23 protein-coding genes are annotated in these 20,383 nt (G+C 67.9%); 10 read left to right on the top strand and 13 right to left on the bottom strand.

Going from position 1 to position 20,383, the window contains the following annotated elements; all coding sequences use genetic code 11:
- Window positions 1-3,918 carry a Pls/PosA family non-ribosomal peptide synthetase gene (locus FIV50_RS03845; RefSeq protein ID WP_140038620.1) on the top strand — a complete coding sequence of 1,306 codons (3,918 nt, stop codon included), beginning with the start codon at window positions 1-3 and terminating at the stop codon, window positions 3,916-3,918.
- On the top strand, window positions 3,915-5,222 hold the full coding sequence (locus FIV50_RS03840) for a M1 family metallopeptidase (protein WP_140036275.1): 1,308 nt from the start codon (window positions 3,915-3,917) through the stop codon (window positions 5,220-5,222). Before FIV50_RS03845 ends, FIV50_RS03840 begins: the two co-directional genes overlap by 4 nt.
- Before the next feature lie 34 nt (window positions 5,223-5,256).
- Here FIV50_RS03840 and FIV50_RS03835 read toward each other — a convergent pair whose 3' ends face one another.
- The 7 genes from FIV50_RS03835 to FIV50_RS03805 form a co-directional block, all read right to left on the bottom strand.
- Window positions 5,257-5,880: a 4'-phosphopantetheinyl transferase family protein gene (locus FIV50_RS03835; protein WP_140036274.1), complete on the bottom strand. Its 624-nt coding sequence runs from the start codon at window positions 5,878-5,880 to the stop codon at window positions 5,257-5,259.
- 44 nt (window positions 5,881-5,924) lie between these two features.
- Window positions 5,925-6,224 (bottom strand): Dabb family protein, encoded by a 300-nt coding sequence (locus tag FIV50_RS03830; RefSeq protein ID WP_140036273.1) that lies wholly within the window; start codon window positions 6,222-6,224, stop codon window positions 5,925-5,927.
- Entirely contained in the window at window positions 6,221-6,511 is a 291-nt protein-coding gene (locus tag FIV50_RS03825) for a glutaredoxin family protein (protein WP_140036272.1), read from the bottom strand. The genes FIV50_RS03830 and FIV50_RS03825 overlap by 4 nt, the downstream gene beginning before the upstream one ends.
- Complete coding sequence (locus FIV50_RS03820; protein WP_140036271.1) at window positions 6,508-6,810, bottom strand: rhodanese-like domain-containing protein; 303 nt, start codon at window positions 6,808-6,810, stop codon at window positions 6,508-6,510. The genes FIV50_RS03825 and FIV50_RS03820 overlap by 4 nt, the downstream gene beginning before the upstream one ends.
- An 81-nt stretch (window positions 6,811-6,891) precedes the next feature.
- Window positions 6,892-6,990, bottom strand: coding sequence for a 30S ribosomal protein bS22 (locus FIV50_RS03815; RefSeq protein WP_003792170.1), 99 nt, complete (start codon window positions 6,988-6,990; stop codon window positions 6,892-6,894).
- Window positions 6,991-7,125: 135 nt separating this feature from the next.
- Window positions 7,126-7,317, bottom strand: coding sequence for a helix-turn-helix domain-containing protein (locus FIV50_RS03810; RefSeq protein WP_042538977.1), 192 nt, complete (start codon window positions 7,315-7,317; stop codon window positions 7,126-7,128).
- A 95-nt stretch (window positions 7,318-7,412) separates the two neighbouring features.
- Window positions 7,413-8,345 (bottom strand): TetR/AcrR family transcriptional regulator, encoded by a 933-nt coding sequence (locus FIV50_RS03805; RefSeq protein WP_140036270.1) that lies wholly within the window; start codon window positions 8,343-8,345, stop codon window positions 7,413-7,415.
- A gap of 113 nt (window positions 8,346-8,458) precedes the next feature.
- Here FIV50_RS03805 and FIV50_RS03800 point away from each other — a divergent pair, with 113 nt between their 5' ends.
- Both FIV50_RS03800 and FIV50_RS03795 read left to right on the top strand, forming a co-directional pair.
- Entirely contained in the window at window positions 8,459-9,352 is an 894-nt protein-coding gene (locus FIV50_RS03800; RefSeq protein ID WP_140036269.1) for an ATP-binding cassette domain-containing protein, read from the top strand.
- The gene (locus tag FIV50_RS03795) at window positions 9,349-10,167 is read left to right on the top strand and encodes an ABC transporter permease (RefSeq protein WP_140036268.1); all 819 of its coding nucleotides are present in this window, start codon (window positions 9,349-9,351) and stop codon (window positions 10,165-10,167) included. Before FIV50_RS03800 ends, FIV50_RS03795 begins: the two co-directional genes overlap by 4 nt.
- Window positions 10,168-10,377: 210 nt before the next feature.
- Here FIV50_RS03795 and FIV50_RS03790 read toward each other — a convergent pair whose 3' ends face one another.
- Window positions 10,378-10,794 carry an ArsR/SmtB family transcription factor gene (locus FIV50_RS03790; protein ID WP_140036267.1) on the bottom strand — a complete coding sequence of 139 codons (417 nt, stop codon included), beginning with the start codon at window positions 10,792-10,794 and terminating at the stop codon, window positions 10,378-10,380.
- Window positions 10,795-10,897: 103 nt separating this feature from the next.
- Here FIV50_RS03790 and FIV50_RS03785 point away from each other — a divergent pair, with 103 nt between their 5' ends.
- Together FIV50_RS03785 and FIV50_RS03780 are read left to right on the top strand one after the other, a co-directional pair.
- Complete coding sequence (locus tag FIV50_RS03785; protein WP_140036266.1) at window positions 10,898-12,328, top strand: TrkH family potassium uptake protein; 1,431 nt, start codon at window positions 10,898-10,900, stop codon at window positions 12,326-12,328.
- Window positions 12,321-12,992 carry a potassium channel family protein gene (locus FIV50_RS03780; protein ID WP_140036265.1) on the top strand — a complete coding sequence of 224 codons (672 nt, stop codon included), beginning with the start codon at window positions 12,321-12,323 and terminating at the stop codon, window positions 12,990-12,992. Before FIV50_RS03785 ends, FIV50_RS03780 begins: the two co-directional genes overlap by 8 nt.
- Window positions 12,993-13,013: 21 nt before the next feature.
- On the opposite strand, the gene FIV50_RS03775 is transcribed toward FIV50_RS03780, so the two are convergent.
- Together FIV50_RS03775 and proC are read right to left on the bottom strand one after the other, a co-directional pair.
- On the bottom strand, window positions 13,014-13,301 hold the full coding sequence (locus FIV50_RS03775; protein WP_140036264.1) for a DUF1905 domain-containing protein: 288 nt from the start codon (window positions 13,299-13,301) through the stop codon (window positions 13,014-13,016).
- Between the two features lies 1 nt (window position 13,302).
- Window positions 13,303-14,142 (bottom strand): pyrroline-5-carboxylate reductase, encoded by an 840-nt coding sequence (gene proC / locus FIV50_RS03770; RefSeq protein ID WP_140036263.1) that lies wholly within the window; start codon window positions 14,140-14,142, stop codon window positions 13,303-13,305.
- A 60-nt stretch (window positions 14,143-14,202) separates the two neighbouring features.
- On the opposite strand from proC, the gene FIV50_RS03765 reads away from it, so the two are divergent.
- Window positions 14,203-15,174, top strand: a complete 972-nt coding sequence (locus FIV50_RS03765) for a cation diffusion facilitator family transporter (RefSeq protein ID WP_140036262.1) — start codon at window positions 14,203-14,205, stop codon at window positions 15,172-15,174.
- Window positions 15,175-15,195: 21 nt separating this feature from the next.
- On the opposite strand, the gene FIV50_RS03760 is transcribed toward FIV50_RS03765, so the two are convergent.
- Window positions 15,196-15,651: a nucleoside deaminase gene (locus FIV50_RS03760; protein ID WP_140036261.1), complete on the bottom strand. Its 456-nt coding sequence runs from the start codon at window positions 15,649-15,651 to the stop codon at window positions 15,196-15,198.
- An 81-nt stretch (window positions 15,652-15,732) separates the two neighbouring features.
- Between FIV50_RS03760 and upp the strand changes: the two genes are divergently transcribed.
- Window positions 15,733-16,365 (top strand): uracil phosphoribosyltransferase, encoded by a 633-nt coding sequence (gene upp / locus FIV50_RS03755; protein ID WP_042538962.1) that lies wholly within the window; start codon window positions 15,733-15,735, stop codon window positions 16,363-16,365.
- Here upp and FIV50_RS03750 read toward each other — a convergent pair.
- Window positions 16,350-17,324 carry a LysR family transcriptional regulator gene (locus FIV50_RS03750; protein WP_140036260.1) on the bottom strand — a complete coding sequence of 325 codons (975 nt, stop codon included), beginning with the start codon at window positions 17,322-17,324 and terminating at the stop codon, window positions 16,350-16,352. The genes upp and FIV50_RS03750 overlap by 16 nt on opposite strands.
- Before the next feature lie 122 nt (window positions 17,325-17,446).
- On the opposite strand from FIV50_RS03750, the gene FIV50_RS03745 reads away from it, so the two are divergent.
- Window positions 17,447-18,436, top strand: coding sequence for a putative oxygenase MesX (locus tag FIV50_RS03745; protein ID WP_140036259.1), 990 nt, complete (start codon window positions 17,447-17,449; stop codon window positions 18,434-18,436).
- Window positions 18,433-19,494 (top strand): methionine synthase, encoded by a 1,062-nt coding sequence (locus tag FIV50_RS03740; RefSeq protein WP_140036258.1) that lies wholly within the window; start codon window positions 18,433-18,435, stop codon window positions 19,492-19,494. Before FIV50_RS03745 ends, FIV50_RS03740 begins: the two co-directional genes overlap by 4 nt.
- A 93-nt stretch (window positions 19,495-19,587) precedes the next feature.
- Here the strand turns inward: FIV50_RS03740 and FIV50_RS03735 are convergent, their stop codons facing one another.
- Window positions 19,588-20,364 carry a hypothetical protein gene (locus FIV50_RS03735; protein ID WP_140036257.1) on the bottom strand — a complete coding sequence of 259 codons (777 nt, stop codon included), beginning with the start codon at window positions 20,362-20,364 and terminating at the stop codon, window positions 19,588-19,590.
- Between the last annotated feature and the right edge of the window lie 19 nt (window positions 20,365-20,383).

Below are 20,383 nucleotides of genomic sequence, written 5' to 3'. Positions count from 1 at the left end.
GTGCAGGAGGCGCTCGACCGCGCTGCCGAGGCGCCACTCCCCCGCACGCTGATCGACATCCTCCGGGACACCACCGAGCGGCATCCCGATGCATCGGCAGTCGAAGACGCCGACGGCGCGCTGAGCTACGCGGAGCTGCTGGCGCAGGTGTGGCGCACCGCCGCCGTTCTGCGAGAGCAGGGCGTGAGTCAGGGCGATCGCGTCGGCATCAGGATGACCTCCGGCCGCCGTGATCTCTACATCGCGATCCTCGGCACGATGGCCGCCGGCGCGGCATACGTCCCGGTCGATGCGGACGACCCCCAGGAGCGGGCCGATCTCGTCTTCCGCGAGGCACGCATCGTCGGCATGATCACCGACGCGGGCTACCGCCCCGCCGACACCTCTGACGCGAGGGAGCTGTTCTCCAGCGCGACGCCGCACCCGAGCACCTCGGCGGTGCCCGTCGTCGCACCGCCGACCGTCGACGACGACGCGTGGATCATCTTCACCTCCGGTTCGACCGGGGTGCCCAAGGGCGTCGCCGTCTCGCATCGCTCCGCGGCCGCCTTCGTCGACGCCGAGGCGCGCCTGTTCCTGCAGGATGCTCCGCTGGGCCCCGGCGACCGCGTGCTCGCGGGCCTCTCGGTCGCGTTCGACGCATCGTGCGAGGAGATGTGGCTCGCCTGGGGCCACGGCGCGTGTCTCGTTCCGGCGCCGAGGGCTCTGGTCCGGTCGGGCGAGGATCTGGGTCCCTGGCTGCTCGGGCACGGCATCACGGTCGTCTCGACGGTGCCCACGCTCGCAGCCCTGTGGCCCCAGGATGCGATCGAGAACGTGCGCCTGCTGATCTTCGGCGGCGAAGCCTGCCCTCCGGAGCTGGTCGCGCGGCTGGCATCCGACGGACGCGAGGTCTGGAACACGTACGGCCCGACCGAGGCCACGGTCGTCGCGTGTGCCTCGCTCATGGACGGCACGGGTCCGGTGCGCATCGGCCTGCCCCTGGACGGCTGGTCGCTGGCCGTGGTCGATGCAGAAGGTCAGCGCGTCGCCGACGGCGAAGCGGGAGAGCTCATCATCGGCGGCGTGGGCCTCGCCCGCTATCTCGACCCCGCCAAGGATGCCGAGAAGTACGCGCCGATGCCGACGCTCGGCTGGGACCGCGCCTATCGTTCCGGCGATGTCGTGCGCGTCGAGCCCGAGGGCCTGATCTTCCAGGGCCGTGCCGACGACCAGGTCAAGATCGGCGGGCGCCGCATCGAGCTCGGCGAGGTCGAGACGGCGCTGCAGGGACTGAGCTCCGTCTCGGCGGCGACCGTGGTCGTGCAGAAGACCGAGGCCGGAATGCCGATCCTCGTCGGCTATGTGGTCCCCGACGAGGGCTTCGACAGGCAGGTGGCGCGCGGCGAGCTCGCCGAGATGCTGCCCGCTCCCCTGATTCCGCTGCTCGCGACCGTCGATGACCTGCCCGTCCGCACCTCCGGCAAGGTCGACAAGGCGGCGCTCCCGTGGCCTCTCGATTCCGGCGATGAGGGCGAATCGTCGCTCTCCGGCACCGCCGCCTGGCTCGCCGAGCAGTGGTTCGCCGTGCTCGGCGTCCGCCCGAGCGATGAGGACGCCGACTTCTTCCAGCTCGGTGGCGGCTCACTCGCTGCCGCGCAGCTGGTCTCGCGCCTGCGCACCCGCGCACCAGAGTTCACGATGACCGACGTCTACGATCTGCCGAGGCTTCGTCAGATGGCCGATGCCGTCGACGACGAAGCCGACGACGAAGACACCGCTGAGCGGGTCTTCAGCCAGCAGGCACCGACACCGCGGCGGATGCAGTGGGTGCAGACGATCGCGGGGCTGCCGCTGTTCGTGTTCACCGGCATCCGCTGGCTGCTCTTCGTGCTCACCGCGAGCTGGCTCCTGCGCCTGACCCCCGGATTCGAGTTTCTTCCCGCCGTTCCGGTGTGGACGATCGTCGTCGGCCTGGTGATCTTCGTGACCCCGCTGGGCAAGATGACCATCGCCGCGGTCGCTGCCCGCCTTCTGCTCGCCGGTCTCCGGCCCGGCGACTACCCGCGGGGCGGCGGCGTGCACCTGCGTCTCTGGCTCGCCGAGCAGATCGCGCAGCAGGTCGACCCGGTGGGCCTCGCGGGTGCGCCCTGGGTCGTCTACTACGCCAGGGCGCTCGGCGCACGGATCCACAAGGACGTCGATCTGCACACGGTGCCCCCGATCACGGGCATGCTCGACATCGGGGCCGGGGCCTCGATCGAGCCCGAGGTCGACCTCACCGGGTACTGGATCGACGGCGACACCGTGCGCATCGGCGGCATCCGGATCGGCGCCGACTCGACGATCGGCGCACGCAGCACCCTCGCTCCCGGCACGAAGATCGGCCGCGGCGCCGAGATCGCACCCGGTTCCGCCGTGTTCGGGCGCGTGCGCTCAGGGCAGCGCTGGGCCGGATCCCCGGCAGCACGCATCGGCGGTGTCTCGAAGCCGTTCGCGGCCGGTCGTCCGCCGAGCCGCACCCGCTGGCTGTGGGCGTACGCCGCATCGTCTGCGTTCCTCGGCCTGCTGCCCGTCGTCTCGCTGGCCGCAGGCGCATGGGTGGTGGCACTCAACATCCGAGGAGCCGACTCCCTCGCAGCCGCGATCCCCGGCGTCCTGGCGCTGCTCGTTCCCGCCGTGCTGCTCGCGGGTGTGGTGTTCGCCGCCCTCGTGCTGCTTCTCGTGCGCGTGCTCGGGGTCGGCCTGGGCGAGGGCGTGTACCCGGTGCGCTCCCGCGTCGCGTGGCAGGCGTGGACGACCGAACGCCTGCTCGACTCTGCGCGCACCTTCCTCTTCCCCCTGTACTCCAGCAGCTTCACGCCGTTCTGGCTACGCGCCCTCGGTGCCGACGTCGGTCGCGATGTCGAGGCGTCGACGGTGCTGCTCATCCCGAAGCTCACCACGATCGCGGACGGCGCATTCCTCGCCGACGACACGATGGTCGCCACCTACGAACTGCAGGGTGGGTGGATGCGACTGGGCACGGCGCGGATCGGCAAGCGCGCGTTCCTCGGCAACTCCGGCATGGCGGCCGGCGGGCACAACGTGCCCCGCGACGGCCTCGTGGCCGTGCTGTCTGTCGCGCCGCCCAAGGCGAAGGCCGGGTCGTCGTGGTTGGGCTCGCCCGCCGCGCGACTGCGTCGGGTGGTCAACGACTCCGACCTCGAGCGCACCTATCGCCCCCGCACCGGTCTGCGCGTCGCGCGAGCGCTCTGGGAGCTGGGGCGCATCATCCCGGTGTTCGTGACCTGCGCGATCGGACTCGCCGTGATGCTCACGCTCGCCGCGGTGGTCGAGACATGGGGGCTCGGCTGGGCGGTCGTGCTCTCGAGCGCCGTCATGCTCGCCGCCGGCGCGATCGCCGCCCTCGTCACGACAGCGGCGAAGTGGATCATCGTCGGGCCGATCCGTGCCGGAGAGCATCCGCTCTGGTCGAGCTTCGTCTGGCGCACCGAGGTGTCCGACACGTTCACTGAGATGGTCGCCGCCCTCTGGTTCGCGAACGCGGCTTCCGGTACGCCCGCCCTCGCCATCTGGCTGCGCACACTCGGAGCCAAGATCGGTCGAGGCGTCTGGACCGACAGCTACTGGCTGCCCGAGCCCGATCTCGTGACGCTCGGCGACGGCGCCACGGTGAACCGCGGATGTGTGGTTCAGACGCATCTGTTCCATGATCGAGTGATGAGCATCGACGCAGTGACCCTCGAGAACGGTGCGACCCTCGGGCCGCACAGCGTGATCCTCCCCGCGGCGACGATCGGAGCGGATGCGACGGTCGGCCCTGCGTCGCTCGTGATGCGCGGCGAGTTCGTGCCCGTCGGCAGCAGGTGGAGCGGCAACCCGATCGGCCCGTGGCGTGCCGTCAAGGTGCGTTCCTACCAGGCCTCCGACGCATGAACGTCGACCCGTACACCCCGCACAGCGGTGATCGGCGCTACGGGGTGCTGCACTACGACCTCGCCATCGACTACCGCGTGACGACGAACCGCCTCACGGGCATCGCGACGATCCGGTTGCGGATGCAGGAGTCGGCCAAGCACGTGTCCTTCGACCTCGTCGGACTCAAGGCCACGAAGGTGCGGGTGAGCGGCGACCGAGCCGCCTCGTTCCGGCAGGACGACCGGCGGCTCAAGGTGACGTTCGGCGGCGAGCGAGCGAGCGGTCAGGAACTCACCGTCACCGTCGAGTACTCGGGTGCCCCGTCGCCTCGCCGCACACGGTGGGGACTCCTCGGCTGGGAAGAGCTCGAGGACGGCGTGCTGGTCGCGTCGCAGCCGACCGGCGCTCCGACCTGGTTCCCGTGCAATGACATCCCCTCCGACAAGGCGACGTATCGCCTGCAGTTCACCGCCGACCCCGAATACACCGTCGTGAGCGGCGGCGCCGCCACCCGGTCTACGCAGCGGGGCCGCACTCGCTGGACCTTCGACCAGCCGGTGCCGACGGCCACGTATCTGATGACGGTGCAGCTCGGTCAGTACGACGACGACAGGGTCGAGCTCGGCGCGACGCCGGGGCGGCTGTTCCACCCCCGAGCGCTTGCGCCGAGGGTGCGCTCCGACTTCGCCGCACTGCCGCAGATGATGGAGACGTTCGTCGAGGCCTTCGGCCCGTACCCCTACGAGTCGTACAAGATCGTCGTCACCCCCGACGTGCTCGAGATCCCGCTCGAAGCTCAGGGCATGGCGATCTTCGGTGCCAACCACGTCGACGGCCTGGGTGGAAGCGAGCGGCTGATCGCGCACGAGCTCGCACACCAGTGGTTCGGCAACAGCGTCGGCGTCGCCCGCTGGCAGGACATCTGGCTGAACGAGGGATACGCGTGCTACTCGGAGTGGCTGTGGTCCGAGGCCGCGGGAGGGCCCACCGCCCACGCGAAGGCCCTGATGCATCACGCCGCTCTCCGCACACTCCCCCAAGACCTCGTGCTCTCGGATCCCGGCCCGAACGACATGTTCGACGACCGCGTGTACAAGCGCGGCGCCCTCGCCCTGCATGCCCTGCGTCTCACGATCGGCGACGAGCGGTTCTTCGCTCTGACGCGCGAGTGGACGTCGCGCTTCGCTCGGCTCGCGGTGACGAGCGACGACTTCCTCGGGCTGGTCGACGAGGTCGCCGGCGGCCAGGCGCGCGCCCTCGTGCGGACCTGGATCGACGAGCTCCCGCTTCCCGCGCTCCCCGCTGCCCGGCGCCAGCGCTGACGGCAGCGCTGACGGCAGCGCTGACGGCAGAGAATCAGCCGACCGCGACGCTCAGCACGTATCCGGGCGGCCCGATGAGCGTCGTGACCTCGAGGGGCTCCCGGCGCCCGGGGAGCGTCGCCGACCACACGCGCGGTTCCACGCCATCGGAGCGCGGCTGCAGGAGTACCTCAGGCGGCTCGATCTCGAAGCCGCGACCATCCGCCTTGACGGCCGCTTCGATGCGCGTCCACGCCGCGAGATCCGGAGCGCTGCCGTCGGGGAACAGCGGCCCCAACCCGTCGAGGCGGCCATCGGCTGTCGCCTGCTCGACGTCGACGCCCAGCAGGGTCGACCCCGCTGTCGCCGCCACCACGACCAGATCCTCGGCATGGCTCACGCTGAGCGAGACGCCGGCGGAGCGCGGCCGGCCGTGATCCGCGCCGCATCGCGCGCAGCGGCTGGAGAGCCGAACCTCGTCGGAGCCGTGCAATCTGCGCACGAGTTCGCGGATCAGTGCCCTCCCCGCCAGAAACCCCTGGGCCCGCCTGCCGGTCAGCTCGCGGAAGCGGTCGATCTGCCCCTGCCCCATCGCGGCGGCGTCGGATTCGGTGAACCCCTGAAGGTCGGGGGGCCGCGCCCACACGACGGTCACGTCGCGCCAGGTGATCTCGCCCATGACTCCACCTGCTCCCGTCGGATCGACAGCTGCAGACCGGCGGCTCAGACCTCGAAGTCGACGGCCACGCGCGACGCGACCACCGAGCGCACGTACGCCACGACCTCTTCGTGAGCCGGGTGCACCTGGTATTCCTCGAGGGCATCGATCGAATCGACGTCCGCAACGAGGGTGACGTCCCAGTTCGCGTCGGGATATGCGATGTTCGCGCCCGCAGAGATCGAGCGAAGCTGCGGCACGACGCCGTCTAGTTCATTCAGCCTGCGAGCGACCTCGGCGGCCTGCTCGGAGCGCGTCGCTGCATCGTCTGCGGCGAGCTTCCAGGTGACGACGTGACGGATCATCGCGCTTCCTTCTCCAGTGCGTCGTGCTGCACGGCGGATTCGAGCGCATCGCGCAGCCGATCGGCCGACAGGCGCCAGTGCGCATGCAGCTCCCCGTCGATGAGGACGACCGGGATCTTCTCCCACCACAGCTCGTAGAGTGCGGGATCGTCCTTGATCGACGCCTCGACGATCTCGATGCGCTCGGCAGCCGCGTCAGGGAGTTCGGCGACCACGGAGTCGATGATCTCGGACGCGACGTCGCACAGGTGGCAGTCGGGCTTGCCGATGAGGGTCAGCGTGGTCACGCCGACGGCACCTCGACATCGCGGCCCTGAGCGATCCACTCGCCCGTTCCACCCTCGACGTTGGTCGCGTCGTAACCGCGGGCTTCGAGCGCCTCGACCACGCGTGCCGAGCGTCCGCCGGCCTGGCAGATCACGTCGAACGACTCTGCAGGAAGCTCTTCGAGACGGTTGCCGATCTCGGACATCGGGATGTTGACCGCGCCGGGAACGTGTCCGGCGGCGAACTCATCGACCTCGCGGACATCGATGAGCGGAGTGTTCGAACGCTCGGCGAGCTCGGTGACGGTGATCGACTTCATGGCATGCTCCTGCGACGAGTGGGAAACCGGGGGCAGAGACACAAAGCGCCCGTCCGGAGACAGGCGCTCGTGTCTGGTCGCTTACTTCTTGTTGCGACGCTGGTGGCGAGTCTTACGAAGCAGCTTGCGGTGCTTCTTCTTCGCCATGCGCTTGCGGCGCTTCTTGATGACAGAACCCACGGAAACCTCACTAAGTCAGTGGCTGGGTGTCGTCGGTGACGGACACCCGGGTACGGGCACGGAAAAATGCCTCGGATCAGTCTAGCAAACAGTGGAGCTCTCGCCGCACGCGCTCTCGAGACCGAGACGAGAGCGTCAGCCGACGTCGGCTATCGGTCGTTGCAGAGCATCGGCCACCGCGGATTCCGGAACCCGGAAACTGCGACCGAAGCGAATGGCAGGCAGCTCCCCAGCGTGCACCATTCGATAGACGGTCATCTTCGACACGCGCATGAGTTCGGCGACCTCAGCCACCGTAAGGAACCGGACATCTGGAACCTCGGGCATCCCACGTACCCCTTTCTCGATTTGTGCACACTCTAGGGGGAATCTGGGACGCGTGTAAACCCATGTGGCGTGTGTGATCAGTGAGGATCACCTGATCAGCGGGACTTGGCCGCTCTCGCCACTCGCTCGCGAGCCTCGCGGAGCGCCTGACGCTCGGCCTTGTGCGCGAGCCGGAGCGCCTTCTCGGCCTCCCGCACAGCCTTCTGCGCCTCCTTGAGGCGTCGATCACCCGTGAGCTCGACCGGGTCGAGGGCGATCCAGTCGGTCACCGGCTGAGCCGGCGCTCCGCGGTCGAGGGAGTCGATGTAGGCGGCGACACCGTCGAACACGCGCTCGATGCCGAATCGGAACGGATCGGAGGGCGAGGTGAACACCCCGTCGTCGATCGCACGGCGCAGCGCGGGGAACTCGTCTGCCGTGATGACGCGGTCGTAGAGCTCGGACTCGCGGCGTGCCACCTCATCCGGCCCGAGTCCGCTGCCTCGGGCCTGCTCCGTGTAGCCGGCCTGCACGATTCCGCACCACCGCGCGTTCCCGGTGACCGCCAGCGCCACGGCCATGCGCTCATCTGCCGAGAGCGGCGTCGTCTCCAGCGCCTCGAGACTCGCGTCCAGCCACGCAGAGCTGTGGGGCGTGATCGGCGAGCCGTTGATCGGCAGAGACAGCATCCAGGGGTGGCGCTGATACAGCAGCACCTGCTCGGCGTACAGCGCAAGGAGCCTCGCGCGCCAGCCGTCGAGCTCTCGCACCGTCTCCGGCGGCAACCCCGTGGCCTGCTCCTGCATGAGCAGCAGCAGGTCGTCCTTCGCGCTCACGTATCGATACAGCGACATGGGTGTGAATCCGAGCGCCGCCGCGACGGCAGCCATCGACACGGCGCCGATCCCGTCGGCATCCGCCAACTCGACGGCGGCGTCGACGATGCGCTCTACGCTCATCTCGCGCTTGGGTCCCCGCTGAGGGTTCGTCGCGACCCCCCAGGCGAGTGCGATTCCGCGCGGCAGCTCCGGAGGCTCGATCTCGGTCATGCGGCCATCCTACTTCTGTATATTTCGTAAACAGTGTGTTACTGTCATACACAATTGAGTATCACGCACACAGTTTTGCCCGTACACAGTTCCAGTATGGAAGGGAAGCACCGATGAATCAGGCGATCGAAGTCCGCGGGCTGAGCAAGGCCTTCGGAAAGAAACGAGTGGTCGACGACCTCGAGTTCACCGTGTCACGCGGCGAGGTCTTCGCACTGCTGGGGCCGAACGGCGCGGGCAAGACGACCACGATCAACATCCTCACGACGCTGACGACCGCAGACGCCGGCCGTGCTCTCGTCGCCGGGTTCGACACGCGCACCGAAGCTCGAGAGGTCCAGCGACGAATCAGCCTGACCGGACAGTCCGCCGCCGTCGACGACGGTCTGACCGCGATCGACAACGTCGTGATGTTCGCCCGGCTTGCAGGCATGACCCGGATCGAGTCGGCACGCCGGGCGGCCGAGCTCATCTCACGCTTCGACCTCACGGATGCGGCCACGCGATCCGTGCGGACCTTCTCAGGGGGCATGAGGCGGCGTCTCGACCTCGCTCTGAGCTTCGTCGTCACTCCCGAGGTGCTCTTCCTCGACGAGCCCACTACGGGCCTCGACACCCGAAGCAGGCGCGATCTCTGGGAGCTCATCCGCACAGTCGCGGCCGCGGGGACGACTGTGCTGCTCACGACGCAGTACCTCGAGGAGGCCGATCAGCTCGCCGATCGCATCGCGGTGCTGCACGAGGGTCGGATCGCCGCACTCGGCACCGCCGACGAGCTCAAGGCGCGCATCGGCGGCGACACGGTCGAGCTGCACGACGCGCAGGGTGACCTGGTGCGAGAGATCGCGACCGACGGCACGGTCGCCGACCTGCGGCGAGCGCTCGATCGCCTCGACGAAGAGGGCCTCGACGGCGTCGTCTCGCTTCGCCGGCCGACCCTCGACGACGTCTTCCTCGCGGTCACGACGACCGAGCCCGTCGCCGAGCTCACGAAGGAGCACTCATGAACGCCACGACAGCGGTCACCCTCACACCGCCCTCCACATTCCGGCCGCGCCCACGTCTGGGGGGCCTGACCGCCGAGGCCGTCTTCGTGGGCCGGAGCCTGCGTCACTCGCTGCGCGACGGCGAATCGCTGCTGATGGCGATCCTGCTGCCCGTGATGCTCATGCTGATGTTCACGTGGGTGTTCGGCGGCGCGATCGACCCCTCCGGTGCATACGTCGACTACGTCGTGCCCGGCATCATCCTCACGTGCGCCGGCTTCGGAGCGTCCTCCACCGCCGTGTACGTCGCAAACGACATGCGCACGGGGATCATCGACCGCTTCCGCACCATGCCGTTGCGCGCGGGGGCGGTGCTCACGGGTCATGTCGTGGCGAGCCTGCTGCGCAACCTGGTGGCCACCGCCATCGTGATCGTCGTGGGCATTCTCGTCGGCTTCCGCCCCGATGCGTCGTTCATCGAATGGCTGGCGCTGGCCGGACTCATCGCCCTGTACATCCTGGCGATCACCTACCTGTTCGCCGCGATCGGTCTGGCGGCGAGGTCACCGGAGGGCGCGAACGGATACGGGTTCGTGCTGTTGTTCCTCCCCTATCTCTCCAGCGCGTTCGTGCCCGTGGCGAGCATGCCGGAGTGGCTTCAGCCCGTCGCGACCTACCAGCCGATCACGCCGATCGTCGACACGATCCGGGGCCTGCTCACCGATGCTCCGCTGGCGACTGAGCCGCTGTGGGCGATCGGGTGGTGCGTCCTGATCCTGGCCAGCTCGGTCGTGTGGGGTGCGTGGCTGTTCCGACGCAGAGCCGCGCGGCGCTGAGGAACGACTCCCCCGGACGGCTCACGCTCGTCACAGCGCAGACATAGGACGTATGCCGGAACCGCTCAGGCTGCGCTGGGATGCTGAATCCACGACTCACGATGGCACCGTCCGAGTCACGCGGGCTGGGGCCCGCGGCCACGCCCCCGATGACAGGCCCCCCGTTGTCGTCGGGGGCGACGTGCGTCCGGGGCGACGTGCGTCGGGGCGTCAGCCGCCGAAGCGCTTGAACGCGTTGGCGACGACGTGCTTCGCAGATGCCGCCGCACGACCGACCACCTCTGCGGCGTGTGCCGCAGAGTCGGGCAGTGGCTGCCCGGGGTAGGCGATGTCCGGCGCGTCATCGCCGTAGGCGTCCATGAGGAACGGGACGAGCCAGTCGTCGACGACCTCGAGAGGCTCGACGGCGAGGCTGTAGAAGCGGCGCTGGCCGTCTTCGCGCACGCTGACCAGTTCGGCCTCGCGGAGCACCTTCAGATGCTTCGACACTGTGGGCTGGCTGATGCCGAGGTCGGCGACGATATGGCTCACGCTCGTGCCGGCGTCCCCTTCGGTGGTGCGTCGCAGGAGGAGCTGGAGGATGTCTCGCCTCGTACCGTCTGCGATCACGTCGAAGATGTCCGTCATGTGATCAGGGTAGTCGTCCCTGGCACGGAGTACCATGACGAAGGCTCGGCGATCGACGTCGAGCAGCCGCGGTGCGTGGCGAGGTGAAGCGAAGGGGGACTCGATGTCGGGCATCGCTTCGGCGTCGTCACCTCGACAGCGTCTTCAGAACGTCGCATCGTGGGGCAAGCACCTCATCACCTCGTCGCCCTCACGCTTCGCGATCGTCATCTTCGCGCTGCTCATCCTCGTGTTCACCGTGCTGCTGTCACTGCCGATCGCGTCGGCATCGCGCACAGTCACGCCGCTGGCGGATGCGCTGTTCACCGCTGTGTCGACCATCTGCGTCACGGGCCTCGCCACCGTCGACATGGCGAATCACTGGTCTCCGTTTGGGCACGTGCTGATCTTCATCGGCGTGAACATCGGTGGCCTCGGCGTGCTCACGCTCGCCTCTCTGATGGGCCTGGTCATCTCGAAGCGACTCGGTCTGCGTGCGAAGCTCATGGCCGCCGGAGACACGAACCCGCTGCGCGCGCACGGCGGTGTCGTGAACGAGAGCCAGACCGTTCGACTGGGCGAGGTCGGCCAGCTTCTGCGCACCGTCGCGGTGTCGGCGCTGATCATCGAGGGCGCTCTCGCGATCCTCCTCTACCCCGCACTGGTCCTGGCCGAGGTCGACCCGATCGCCGCGCTGTGGGAGGCGCCGTACTTCGCCGCGATGGCGTTCACGAACACCGGGTTCGCTCCCAACGACGGCGGCGTGGCCGTCTTCGCCGACGACTATCTCGTGCTGTCGCTGCTGATGGTGGGCGTCTTCCTCGGGAGCATCGGCTTTCCCGTGATCTACACACTGGCCAAGCATGTGTGGCATGTGAAGAAGTGGTCACTGCACACCAAGCTCACCCTCGTCACCACTGTTCTCCTGTTCGTGCTCGGCGCAGCCGTCTTCCTGATCCTCGAGTACAACAACCCGAAGACCTTCGGGTCGATGGATGCCGCAGACACCACATTCCAGGCGTTCTTCCTCTCGGCGATGACCCGTTCGGGCGGCTTCAACGTGATCGAGATGGACGACCTGAACGGCTCGTCGCTGCTGGCCGCGAGCATGCTGATGTTCGTCGGCGGCGGTTCCGCATCCACCGCCGGCGGAATCAAGGTCACGACTCTCGCAGTACTCGCCATCGCCGTGTGGTCCGAGGCCAAGGGTCGCCAGTCGGTCGAGGTCTTCGGCCGCCGCATCCCCAGCGACGTGCAGCGGGTGGCACTCAGCGTCGTCGCGTGGGGTGCCACGATCGTCGCGTTGTCGACGATCATCATCGCCCAGATCACCAAGGCCGACATCAGTCATGTGCTGTTCGACGTGATCTCCGCGTTCGGCACCGTCGGCCTCTCGACCGGCCTCACCGCGGAACTCCCCGATTCCGCCAAGTACGTGCTCGCGACCACCGTCTTCATGGGGCGCGTTGGTACAGTGACTCTCGCCGCGGCAGTCGCCGCGACATCGCGATCGCAGTATTACTCGCTGCCCGTCGAAAGGCCGATCGTTGGTTGAAGTACTCCGGAGCGATGCTCCCGTCCTCGTCATCGGTCTCGGCCGGTTCGGTGCCGCGTGTGCCGGCGAGCTCGATCGCCTCGACCGCGAAGTGCTGGCCATCGACGCGAACCTCGAGCTCGTGCAGAAGTGGTCGGACCGCGTCACCCACACCGTGCAGTCCGATGCGAAGAACATCGACGCCCTGCGTCAGATCGGCGCTCAGGACTTCCAGGTCGCCGTCGTCGCCGTCGGCTCGTCGATCGAGGCATCCGTGCTGATCACCGCGAACCTCGTCGACCTCAAGGTGCCCCAGATCTGGGCCAAGGCCGTCTCGCAGTCACACGGCAAGATCCTCGCCCGCGTCGGCGCCAACCACGTCATCTACCCCGAGCGTGAGGCCGGCGAGCGCGTCGCCCACCTCGTCTCCGGTCGCATGCTCGACTTCATCCGCTTCGACGACGACTTCGTCCTGGCGAAGATGTACCCGCCGAAGTTCATCCGCGGCGTGGGTCTGAACGAGTCCGGCGTGCGCAGCAAGTACAAGGTCACCGTCGTCGGGGTGAAGAGCCCCGGCAAGCCGTTCCGCTACGCCGAGGCCAACACGATCGTCACGAACCACGACCTCATCATCGTCTCGGGAACCAACAGCGACATCGAGCGATTCGCCGCACTCGACCGCTGAGCGGCTGGTGCCCTCGCGAGTTCAGGCGTCGATGTCGAGCATGATCTCGACGACGTCGTCGATCCCGACGCCCTCACGATCCTGCAGCGCCTTCTTGATCGGCACGATGTAGCCGCCGTCTTTCGGCCACAGTGCCGTGGTCACGCTCGTGCGCCCGATCGTCACGGATGCGGGGATCATCCCCCACCCGTACGTGACGACGCTCGCGACCTCGCCGATCCTCTCGCTCTCGGCGGGTGGCACGGTCACGAAGTGGAACGGCGCCGGTCCGCGCCAGAACCAGATCTGACCCGTGAACCGCAGCTGCATGTCAGCCGCCGGCCGCCAGCTCTTTCGCCCGGGCCAGCGCCGCATCCGCGGCCTCCGCGAACGTCCGGTCCAGGTGAGCATCCTGCAGCACCGCGACGGCTCGCTCGGTGGTGCCCTTGGGACTCGTGACCCGGCGGCGGAGCTCGGACGGCTCCTCGCCCGAGGCGTCGAGCAGTGCGGTCGCTCCGATGAAGGTCTGCTCCACCATGACTCGCGCGTCGCCCTCGCTGAAGCCCATGCCGACGGCGGCTTTCGTGAGCTCCTCGATGAGCAGGTAGACGTAAGCGGGGCCCGACCCCGAGATCGTCGACAGGGCGTCGATCTGCGACTCCGGAACCTCGACGACTGCACCCACAGTCGCGAAGAGACGGTGCACGAGAGCGAGGTCGTCGGTGGATGCGGCTGCTCCCGCCGCGAGACCCGTGACGCCCTTGCCGACCGTCGACGGGGTGTTCGGCATCGAGCGGATGACACGGACGTCGGCGCCGAGGTTGTCGGCGAAGGTCTGCAGGGTCACCCCGGCCGCCAGACTCACCACGATCGCGTCGTCGGGCAGAGAGGGCGCGATCTCGCGCAGCAGATCGGGGACCATCGCCGGCTTCACGCCCACCAGGACGATCCGAGCCGACTGTGCCGCCTGCGCGTTGCCGTCCGGTGTCTCGGAGAGCGCGATGCTCGTGACGCCGTCGAGGTCGGCGAAGGCCGCCGCCTTCTCGGCTGAGCGGTTCGTCGCGGTGATGCCTCCGTCGACGGGGATCCCGGATGCGACGACCCCTCGGAGGATCGCGCCGCCCATCGAACCGGCACCGAGGAACGCGAGAGCGGGAAGAGAATCAGCCATGTCGTCATCCTACGGCGGGCGCTCCGGGCGACCACGGACGAGCGGATCTAGACTCGACGCATGAGTGCATCCGGCGGCGGCAAGGCCATTCTCGCGGCGTTCCTGGCGAATCTGGGCATCGCCCTGGCGAAGTTCGTCGCCTGGGCGCTCTCAGGATCCGCGTCGATGCTCGCGGAGGCGATCCACTCGGTCGCCGACTCCGGCAACCAGCTGCTGCTCATGGTGGGTGGGCGCAAGGCGAAGCGCGGGGCCGACCGAGCGCACCCGTTCGGCTACGGCCGGGAGCGCTACGTCTACGCCTTCGTCGTGTCGATCATCCTGTTCTCCGTCGGTGGCCTGTTCGCGATCTACGAGGCGATCGACAAGCTCACCAACCCGCACGAGCTCGACAAAACCTGGTGGTGGCTGCCGCTCGTCGTGCTCGTCGTCGCGATCGGTCTCGAGTCGTTCTCGCTGCGCACGGCCGTCAAGGAGAGCAACCTCGTGCGCGACGAGGGCCAGTCGTGGGTGTCGTTCGTCCGCCGCGCGAAGGCACCGGAGCTGCCCGTCGTGCTGCTAGAAGACGTCGGAGCACTGACCGGGCTCACCTTCGCGCTGCTCGGCGTCGGCCTCACCGTGATCACCGGCAACCCGCTGTTCGACGCTCTCGGCACCCTGATGATCGGCATCCTGCTCGTGGTCATCGCGATCGTGCTCGGAGTCGAGACCAAGAGCCTCCTCGTGGGTGAGGGAGCCACGCAGGCCGATCACGATCGCATCGTCGACGCGATCAACGCGGGCGACGAGATCGAGAAGATCATCCACATGAAGACCCTCTACCTCGGCCCCGACGAGCTGATGGTGGCCGCGAAGATCGCGCTCAATTCCGACAAGCCGCTGCGCGAGGCCGCCGTCGACATCGACGCGATCGAGGCCCGCATCCGCGAGGCCGTGCCGACGGCCAGGGTCATCTACATCGAGCCCGACGTGTATCGGCCGTCGCTCGATCCGGAGCCGTCGACCGACGTGTTCGTGCTCAAGTCCTCGGACTGACTCGCACCACGTCGGCGACCGTCAGCGGCGCTGCTCGAAGAAGTCCCGCAGCAGAGCCGCGGCGTCGTCTGCCTGGATTCCGCCGATGACCTCGGCACGATACGGCAGCCGACGGTCGCGCAGCACGTCGTACATCGACCCGGCGGCCCCCGCCTTGTCGTCCCAGGCGCCGAAGACGACTCGGCTGATTCGCGCCTGCAGGATCGCCCCTGCGCACATGAGGCAGGGCTCGAGCGTGACGACGAGGGTATTGCCCTCGAGATTCCACGAGCCGGCGGATGCCGCGGCAGCACGCAGTGCCTCGACCTCGGCGTGACCGGTCGGATCGCCGGTCGCCTCGCGATTGTTGCGACCCTCCGCGAAGATCCGCCCCTCGGCGTCGAGCACCACCGCGCCGACGGGGATCTCCGACGCTGCCGCGGCGTCGGCCGCGAGCTCGAGCGCGCGGCGCATCGCGATGATGTCGGCGGCGGTCATGGGTCGAGCCTACGACAGCCGCAGAAGCCGCCCCGCGCATCCGATGTCGTACGGGGGCGTCCGGCGCATTAGCCTGTAAGCATGCGTGTCCACGTCGCCGACCACCCTCTCGTCACTCACAAGCTCTCGGTGCTGCGCGACCATCGCACACCGTCGCCGGTCTTCCGCCAGCTGACCGAAGAGCTCGTGACGCTGCTCGCGTACGAGGCGACCCGCAACGTGAAGGTCAGTCCGGTCGAGATCACCACTCCGGTGACCACGACGATGGGCGTCAAGATCTCCGAGCCGCGTCCGATCGTCGTCCCGATCCTGCGTGCAGGTCTCGGCATGCTCGAAGGTCTCGTCAAGCTGCTGCCGACCGCCGAGGTCGGGTTCCTCGGGATGGTCCGCGACGAAGAGACGTTCGAGCCGACCACCTACGCCGAGCGTCTCCCCGATGACCTCAGCGACCGCCAGTGCTTCGCCATCGACCCGATGCTCGCAACCGGTGGCTCGCTGGCTGCGGCCATCCAGTTCCTGTTCGACCGCGGGGCCAAGGACGTCACGGCCATCTGCCTGCTGGGAACGCCGGAGGGTCTCGCCGCGATCGAGGCGCTCGTCGGCGACCGCGATGTGACCATCGTGCTCGGCGCGCTCGACGAGCGTCTGAACGAGAAGGGCTACATCGTCCCCGGGCTCGGCGACGCCGGAGACCGCCTCTACGGCACCGTCTGAGGCATCGCCGACTCGCCCTCGTCGAGCAGCGCCACGCCGAAGCCCGCGACGACGTCGCGCACCTCGACGAGATACCGCTTCGCCTGCTCGGTGAGGGGGATCGCCGTGCGCCCGACCCATCCGATCTCGATGTGATCGTCGACGTCGAGGGGCACAGCGACGATCTCGGGATCGAGATCGTCACTGATGATGCCCGTCGAGATCGTGTAGCCGTCGAGCCCGATCATGAGGTTGAAGATCGTCGCTCGGTCGGAGACCCTGATCTCCCGCGAGCTCGAGAGGGTCGACAGGATCTCCTCGGCGAAGTAGAACGAGTTGTTCGCCCCCTGGTCGAAGGTGAGCCGCGGCAGACCGACGAGATCGTCGAGCGTCGCCCGCTCTCGAGAGGCGAGCGCGTTCCGTCGCGAGACGAAGATGTGCGGCTCGGCGATGAAGAGCGGATGGAACGCGAGACCAGAGTCTCGCAGCAGCTTGTCGATGACGTTCCGGTTGAAGTCGTTGCGGAAGAGGATGCCGAGTTCGCTGCGCAGCGTCCGCACGTCTTCGATGATGTCCCACGTGCGGGTCTCGCGCAGTGAGAACTCGTACTCGGCCGCGCTCGAGCCCTTGACCATCCGCACGAACGCATCGACGGCGAAGGAATAGTGCTGCGTCGACACCCCGAGAAGGCGGCGTGACGGCGGCCGCCCCAGATAGCGCTGCTCGAGCAGCTCGGCCTGCTCGACGATCTGTCTGGCGTATCCGAGGAACTCCGACCCGTCGCTGGTGAGCGTGACGCCCCTGGCCGAGCGGGTCAGAAGAGCACGGCCGACCCGGTTCTCGAGGTCCTTCATCGCCGCCGACATGGTGGGCTGAGCGACATAGAGCACGTCGGCCGCGGCGGTGATCGAACCTTCCGCGGCGACCTCGATGAAGTACTGGAGCTGTTGCAGCGTGATACCGCTCGATCGCCTGGGCATAGGAGAAGGCTATATCACCGCATAGTGGAGCCGAATTACCCGATGGCCTCGCTGCGGCCGCACCATGAGAACACAGCTTTCGCGAGGCCGAGCCGGCCTCTCTTCTCCCGGATTGGCCCCTCATGGCGAACGAGATCACGTTCAGCATCACCACCACGCGCTTCGACGAGGACTACGCCCCGTCGGACAGTTCGCGGATCACCACCAACTTCGCCAACCTCGCCCGCGGTGAGCGGCGCCAGCAGAACCTCCGCAATGCCCTCACGATGATCGACCGTCGGTTCAACGATCTCGCACGCGGTGACAGCCCTGACGGCGACCGCTACTCGGTCGAGCTCGACATCGTCTCCGTGCAGCTGCGATTCGCCGACGGCGAAGATCGGGAGTTCCCGGTCCTCGAAGTCCTCGACATCCACATCGTCGACCGATTGACCGGAGAGCGTCACCAAGGGATCGTGGGGAACAACTTCTCCTCCTACCTTCGCGACTACGACTTCAGCGTCGTCCTGCCCGCGGCGAGCGCAGCCGCCGGCGGATTCGCGACTCCCGATGACTTCGGCGTGCTGCACGGCAAGCTCTTCCAGCACTTCCTCGAGTCCGACGCGTATCAGGAGCGGTTCCCGACGCTGCCGGTCATCTGCATCAGCGTCTCGACCAGCAGGACGTACCGCCGCAACGGCAATCACCACCCCGTGCTCGGCGCCGAGTACGTCCAGGACTCCTTCTCGCTCACCGACGAGTACTTCGGGAAGATGGGATTGCAGGTGCGGTACTTCATGCCGCGCGGCAGCGTCGCCCCGCTCGCCTTCTACTTCCGTGGCGATCTTCTGAGCGACTACTCCGATCTGCAGCTCATCGGCACGATCAGCACGATGGAGACCTTCCAGAAGATCTACCGGCCCGAGATCTACAACGCGAACACGCCCGCAGAGAGCGTGTACCGTCCGAGCCTGGCGCATGAAGACTTCCAGCAGACGGAGATCACGTACGACCGCGAAGAGCGCAGCCAGCTCGCAGTCGTGCAGGGACGCTACGCGGACGAGCACTTCGTGACGCCCCACCGGCGCGTGCTGGATCAGTGGGCCGCCGCCTACCCGGCTCCCGTCCGATGACCGGCGCTGGCTCGACGACCGGGCGAGCTCTCCTCCCCACCTCGATCGTCGGGAGCCTGCCCAAGCCGGCATGGCTCGCAAGACCGGAGGTGCTCTGGTCGCCCTGGGAGCTCGAGGGCGATGCACTCGCCGAGGGCAAGCATGATGCGCTGCGAGCCGCGGTGCACGAGCAGCGTCGACGCGGCATCGACATCGTCAGCGACGGCGAGCAGACTCGCCAGCACTTCGTCACCACGTTCATCGAACACCTCGACGGCGTCGACTTCGAGAAGCGCGAGACCGTCCGCATCCGCGACCGCTACGACGCGAGCGTGCCCTCTGTCGTGGGTGCAGTGAGCCGCCGCAAGCCCGTCTTCGTGGAGGACGCGGCGTTTCTGCGCCGGCAGACCGATCAGCCGATCAAGTGGGCGCTGCCGGGCCCGATGACGATGATCGACACCCTGGCTGACCGCCACTATCGCAGCCGCGAGAAGCTGGCGTGGGAGTTCGCGACGATCCTCAATCAGGAGGCGAGAGAGCTCGAGGCCGCGGGAGTCGACATCATCCAGTTCGACGAGCCCGCGTTCAACGTCTTCTTCGATGAGATGAAGGACTGGGGCATCGCGGCCCTGGAGCGCGCCGTCGAAGGGCTGAACGCCGAGACGGCTGTGCACATCTGTTACGGCTATGGGATCAAGGCGAACAACGACTGGAAGGCGACCCTCGGGGCGGAGTGGAGGCAGTACGAGGAGTCGTTCCCGCTTCTGCAGGGGTCGTCCATCGACATCATCTCGCTCGAGAGCCACCACTCGCACGTGCCGATGGACCTCATCGAGCTCATCCGCGGCAAGAAGGTCATGCTCGGGGCGATCGATGTGTCGAGCGAGAAGATCGAGACTCCGGAAGAAGTCGCCGACACCCTGCGCCGCGCGCTCGAGTTCGTCGACGCAGAGCTGCTGATTCCCAGCTCGAACTGCGGTATGGCACCACTGCCGAGGCGGGTCGCACTCGACAAGCTGAGCGCGCTGGCGGCAGGAGCACGGATTCTGCGTGAGGAGCTCGGCGACAGCGTGGCCTGATCACCGCATCTCCCCGGGCGAAGCGGAGTCTGCACACCGGTGCAGCACGGTCGGCGGGGTATTCGCTGTCGCCGACGATTCCGATGACGTGACTCACACGGTGAGTCGGTAGCCGCGCTCGTCTCCGTGGTGCGTGAATCCGGCTCCCGCGAGGATCGGCGCCGACGTCGCCGTGCGACCCTTCACGAGGGCGGTCGTGGCTCCGAGTGCGGCGCTCACTCTCAGCCGTTCGGCGAGGACGGCGCGATAGGCACCTCTCCCCCGCGCGTGCTCGAGCGTGGCCGCGCCCCACAGCCGGGCGAACCCGTCGGCGATCGTGCAGCCACCCGTGCTCACCGCCTCGCCGTCCGCGTCGAATCGCGCGAGCACGCGGAAGATCTTTCCCGCGTCGAGATTCGATGTGATCTCATCGAATTCGACGCGGAGCCCTTCTTCGTCGAGTGGCTGCTGCTGCCAGACGGGCACGTTGATCTGGTCGACCTCGCGAACCTGGTCGAGCGTCCGCACGACCTCTGCGCTGATCCCGAGGGGGACGTCGACGATCGATCCCTCGATCGGGCGAGCGAACACGGCGACCGTGTCGACATGTTCCGCTCCTCGCCGCCGCAGTTCCTCCTCGAGATCGGGGCGATCGGACGCGTTGGTCCAGAACCGCAACTCCGTCTCGCGCCAGGCCCTCGTGTGCTCGATCGCATGGTCGAGCACGGTGACGGGGTCGGCATCAGAGTCGACCTGGGAGCCCCGCACTCCGCCGCCGAAGCGCGCAGGGTAACGGACCAGCTGCAGGTGATTCTTCTGCTGATCGCTGTCGCGGGGGAACCAGACCCACGCCGCCGACGCGCGCAGGATCTCATCGATCGTGTGGGTCATCGCTCTACCTCGCTGTTCA

Origin of the sequence: Microbacterium foliorum (genome assembly GCF_006385575.1) — a bacterium.
Classification (GTDB): domain Bacteria; phylum Actinomycetota; class Actinomycetes; order Actinomycetales; family Microbacteriaceae; genus Microbacterium; species Microbacterium foliorum_B.
This window is presented reverse-complemented; position numbering and strand designations above follow the sequence as displayed.

Excerpts from the sequence above, each read along its gene's own strand:
- FIV50_RS03800 (WP_140036269.1), top strand. The coding sequence starts at position 8,459 with ATGAATCAGGCGATCGAAGTCCGCGGGCTGAGCAAGGCCTTCGGAAAG.
- FIV50_RS03790 (WP_140036267.1), bottom strand. The coding sequence starts at position 10,794 with ATGACGGACATCTTCGACGTGATCGCAGACGGTACGAGGCGAGACATC.
- FIV50_RS03805 (WP_140036270.1), bottom strand. The coding sequence starts at position 8,345 with ATGACCGAGATCGAGCCTCCGGAGCTGCCGCGCGGAATCGCACTCGCC.
- FIV50_RS03740 (WP_140036258.1), top strand. The coding sequence starts at position 18,433 with ATGACCGGCGCTGGCTCGACGACCGGGCGAGCTCTCCTCCCCACCTCG.
- FIV50_RS03760 (WP_140036261.1), bottom strand. The coding sequence starts at position 15,651 with ATGACCGCCGCCGACATCATCGCGATGCGCCGCGCGCTCGAGCTCGCG.
- FIV50_RS03795 (WP_140036268.1), top strand. The coding sequence starts at position 9,349 with ATGAACGCCACGACAGCGGTCACCCTCACACCGCCCTCCACATTCCGG.
- proC (WP_140036263.1), bottom strand. The coding sequence starts at position 14,142 with ATGGCTGATTCTCTTCCCGCTCTCGCGTTCCTCGGTGCCGGTTCGATG.
- FIV50_RS03785 (WP_140036266.1), top strand. The coding sequence starts at position 10,898 with ATGTCGGGCATCGCTTCGGCGTCGTCACCTCGACAGCGTCTTCAGAAC.
- FIV50_RS03765 (WP_140036262.1), top strand. The coding sequence starts at position 14,203 with ATGAGTGCATCCGGCGGCGGCAAGGCCATTCTCGCGGCGTTCCTGGCG.
- FIV50_RS03810 (WP_042538977.1), bottom strand. The coding sequence starts at position 7,317 with ATGCCCGAGGTTCCAGATGTCCGGTTCCTTACGGTGGCTGAGGTCGCC.
- FIV50_RS03775 (WP_140036264.1), bottom strand. The coding sequence starts at position 13,301 with ATGCAGCTGCGGTTCACGGGTCAGATCTGGTTCTGGCGCGGACCGGCG.
- FIV50_RS03840 (WP_140036275.1), top strand. The coding sequence starts at position 3,915 with ATGAACGTCGACCCGTACACCCCGCACAGCGGTGATCGGCGCTACGGG.
- FIV50_RS03820 (WP_140036271.1), bottom strand. The coding sequence starts at position 6,810 with ATGAAGTCGATCACCGTCACCGAGCTCGCCGAGCGTTCGAACACTCCG.
- FIV50_RS03735 (WP_140036257.1), bottom strand. The coding sequence starts at position 20,364 with ATGACCCACACGATCGATGAGATCCTGCGCGCGTCGGCGGCGTGGGTC.
- FIV50_RS03745 (WP_140036259.1), top strand. The coding sequence starts at position 17,447 with ATGGCGAACGAGATCACGTTCAGCATCACCACCACGCGCTTCGACGAG.
- FIV50_RS03835 (WP_140036274.1), bottom strand. The coding sequence starts at position 5,880 with ATGGGCGAGATCACCTGGCGCGACGTGACCGTCGTGTGGGCGCGGCCC.
- FIV50_RS03750 (WP_140036260.1), bottom strand. The coding sequence starts at position 17,324 with ATGCCCAGGCGATCGAGCGGTATCACGCTGCAACAGCTCCAGTACTTC.
- upp (WP_042538962.1), top strand. The coding sequence starts at position 15,733 with ATGCGTGTCCACGTCGCCGACCACCCTCTCGTCACTCACAAGCTCTCG.
- FIV50_RS03830 (WP_140036273.1), bottom strand. The coding sequence starts at position 6,224 with ATGATCCGTCACGTCGTCACCTGGAAGCTCGCCGCAGACGATGCAGCG.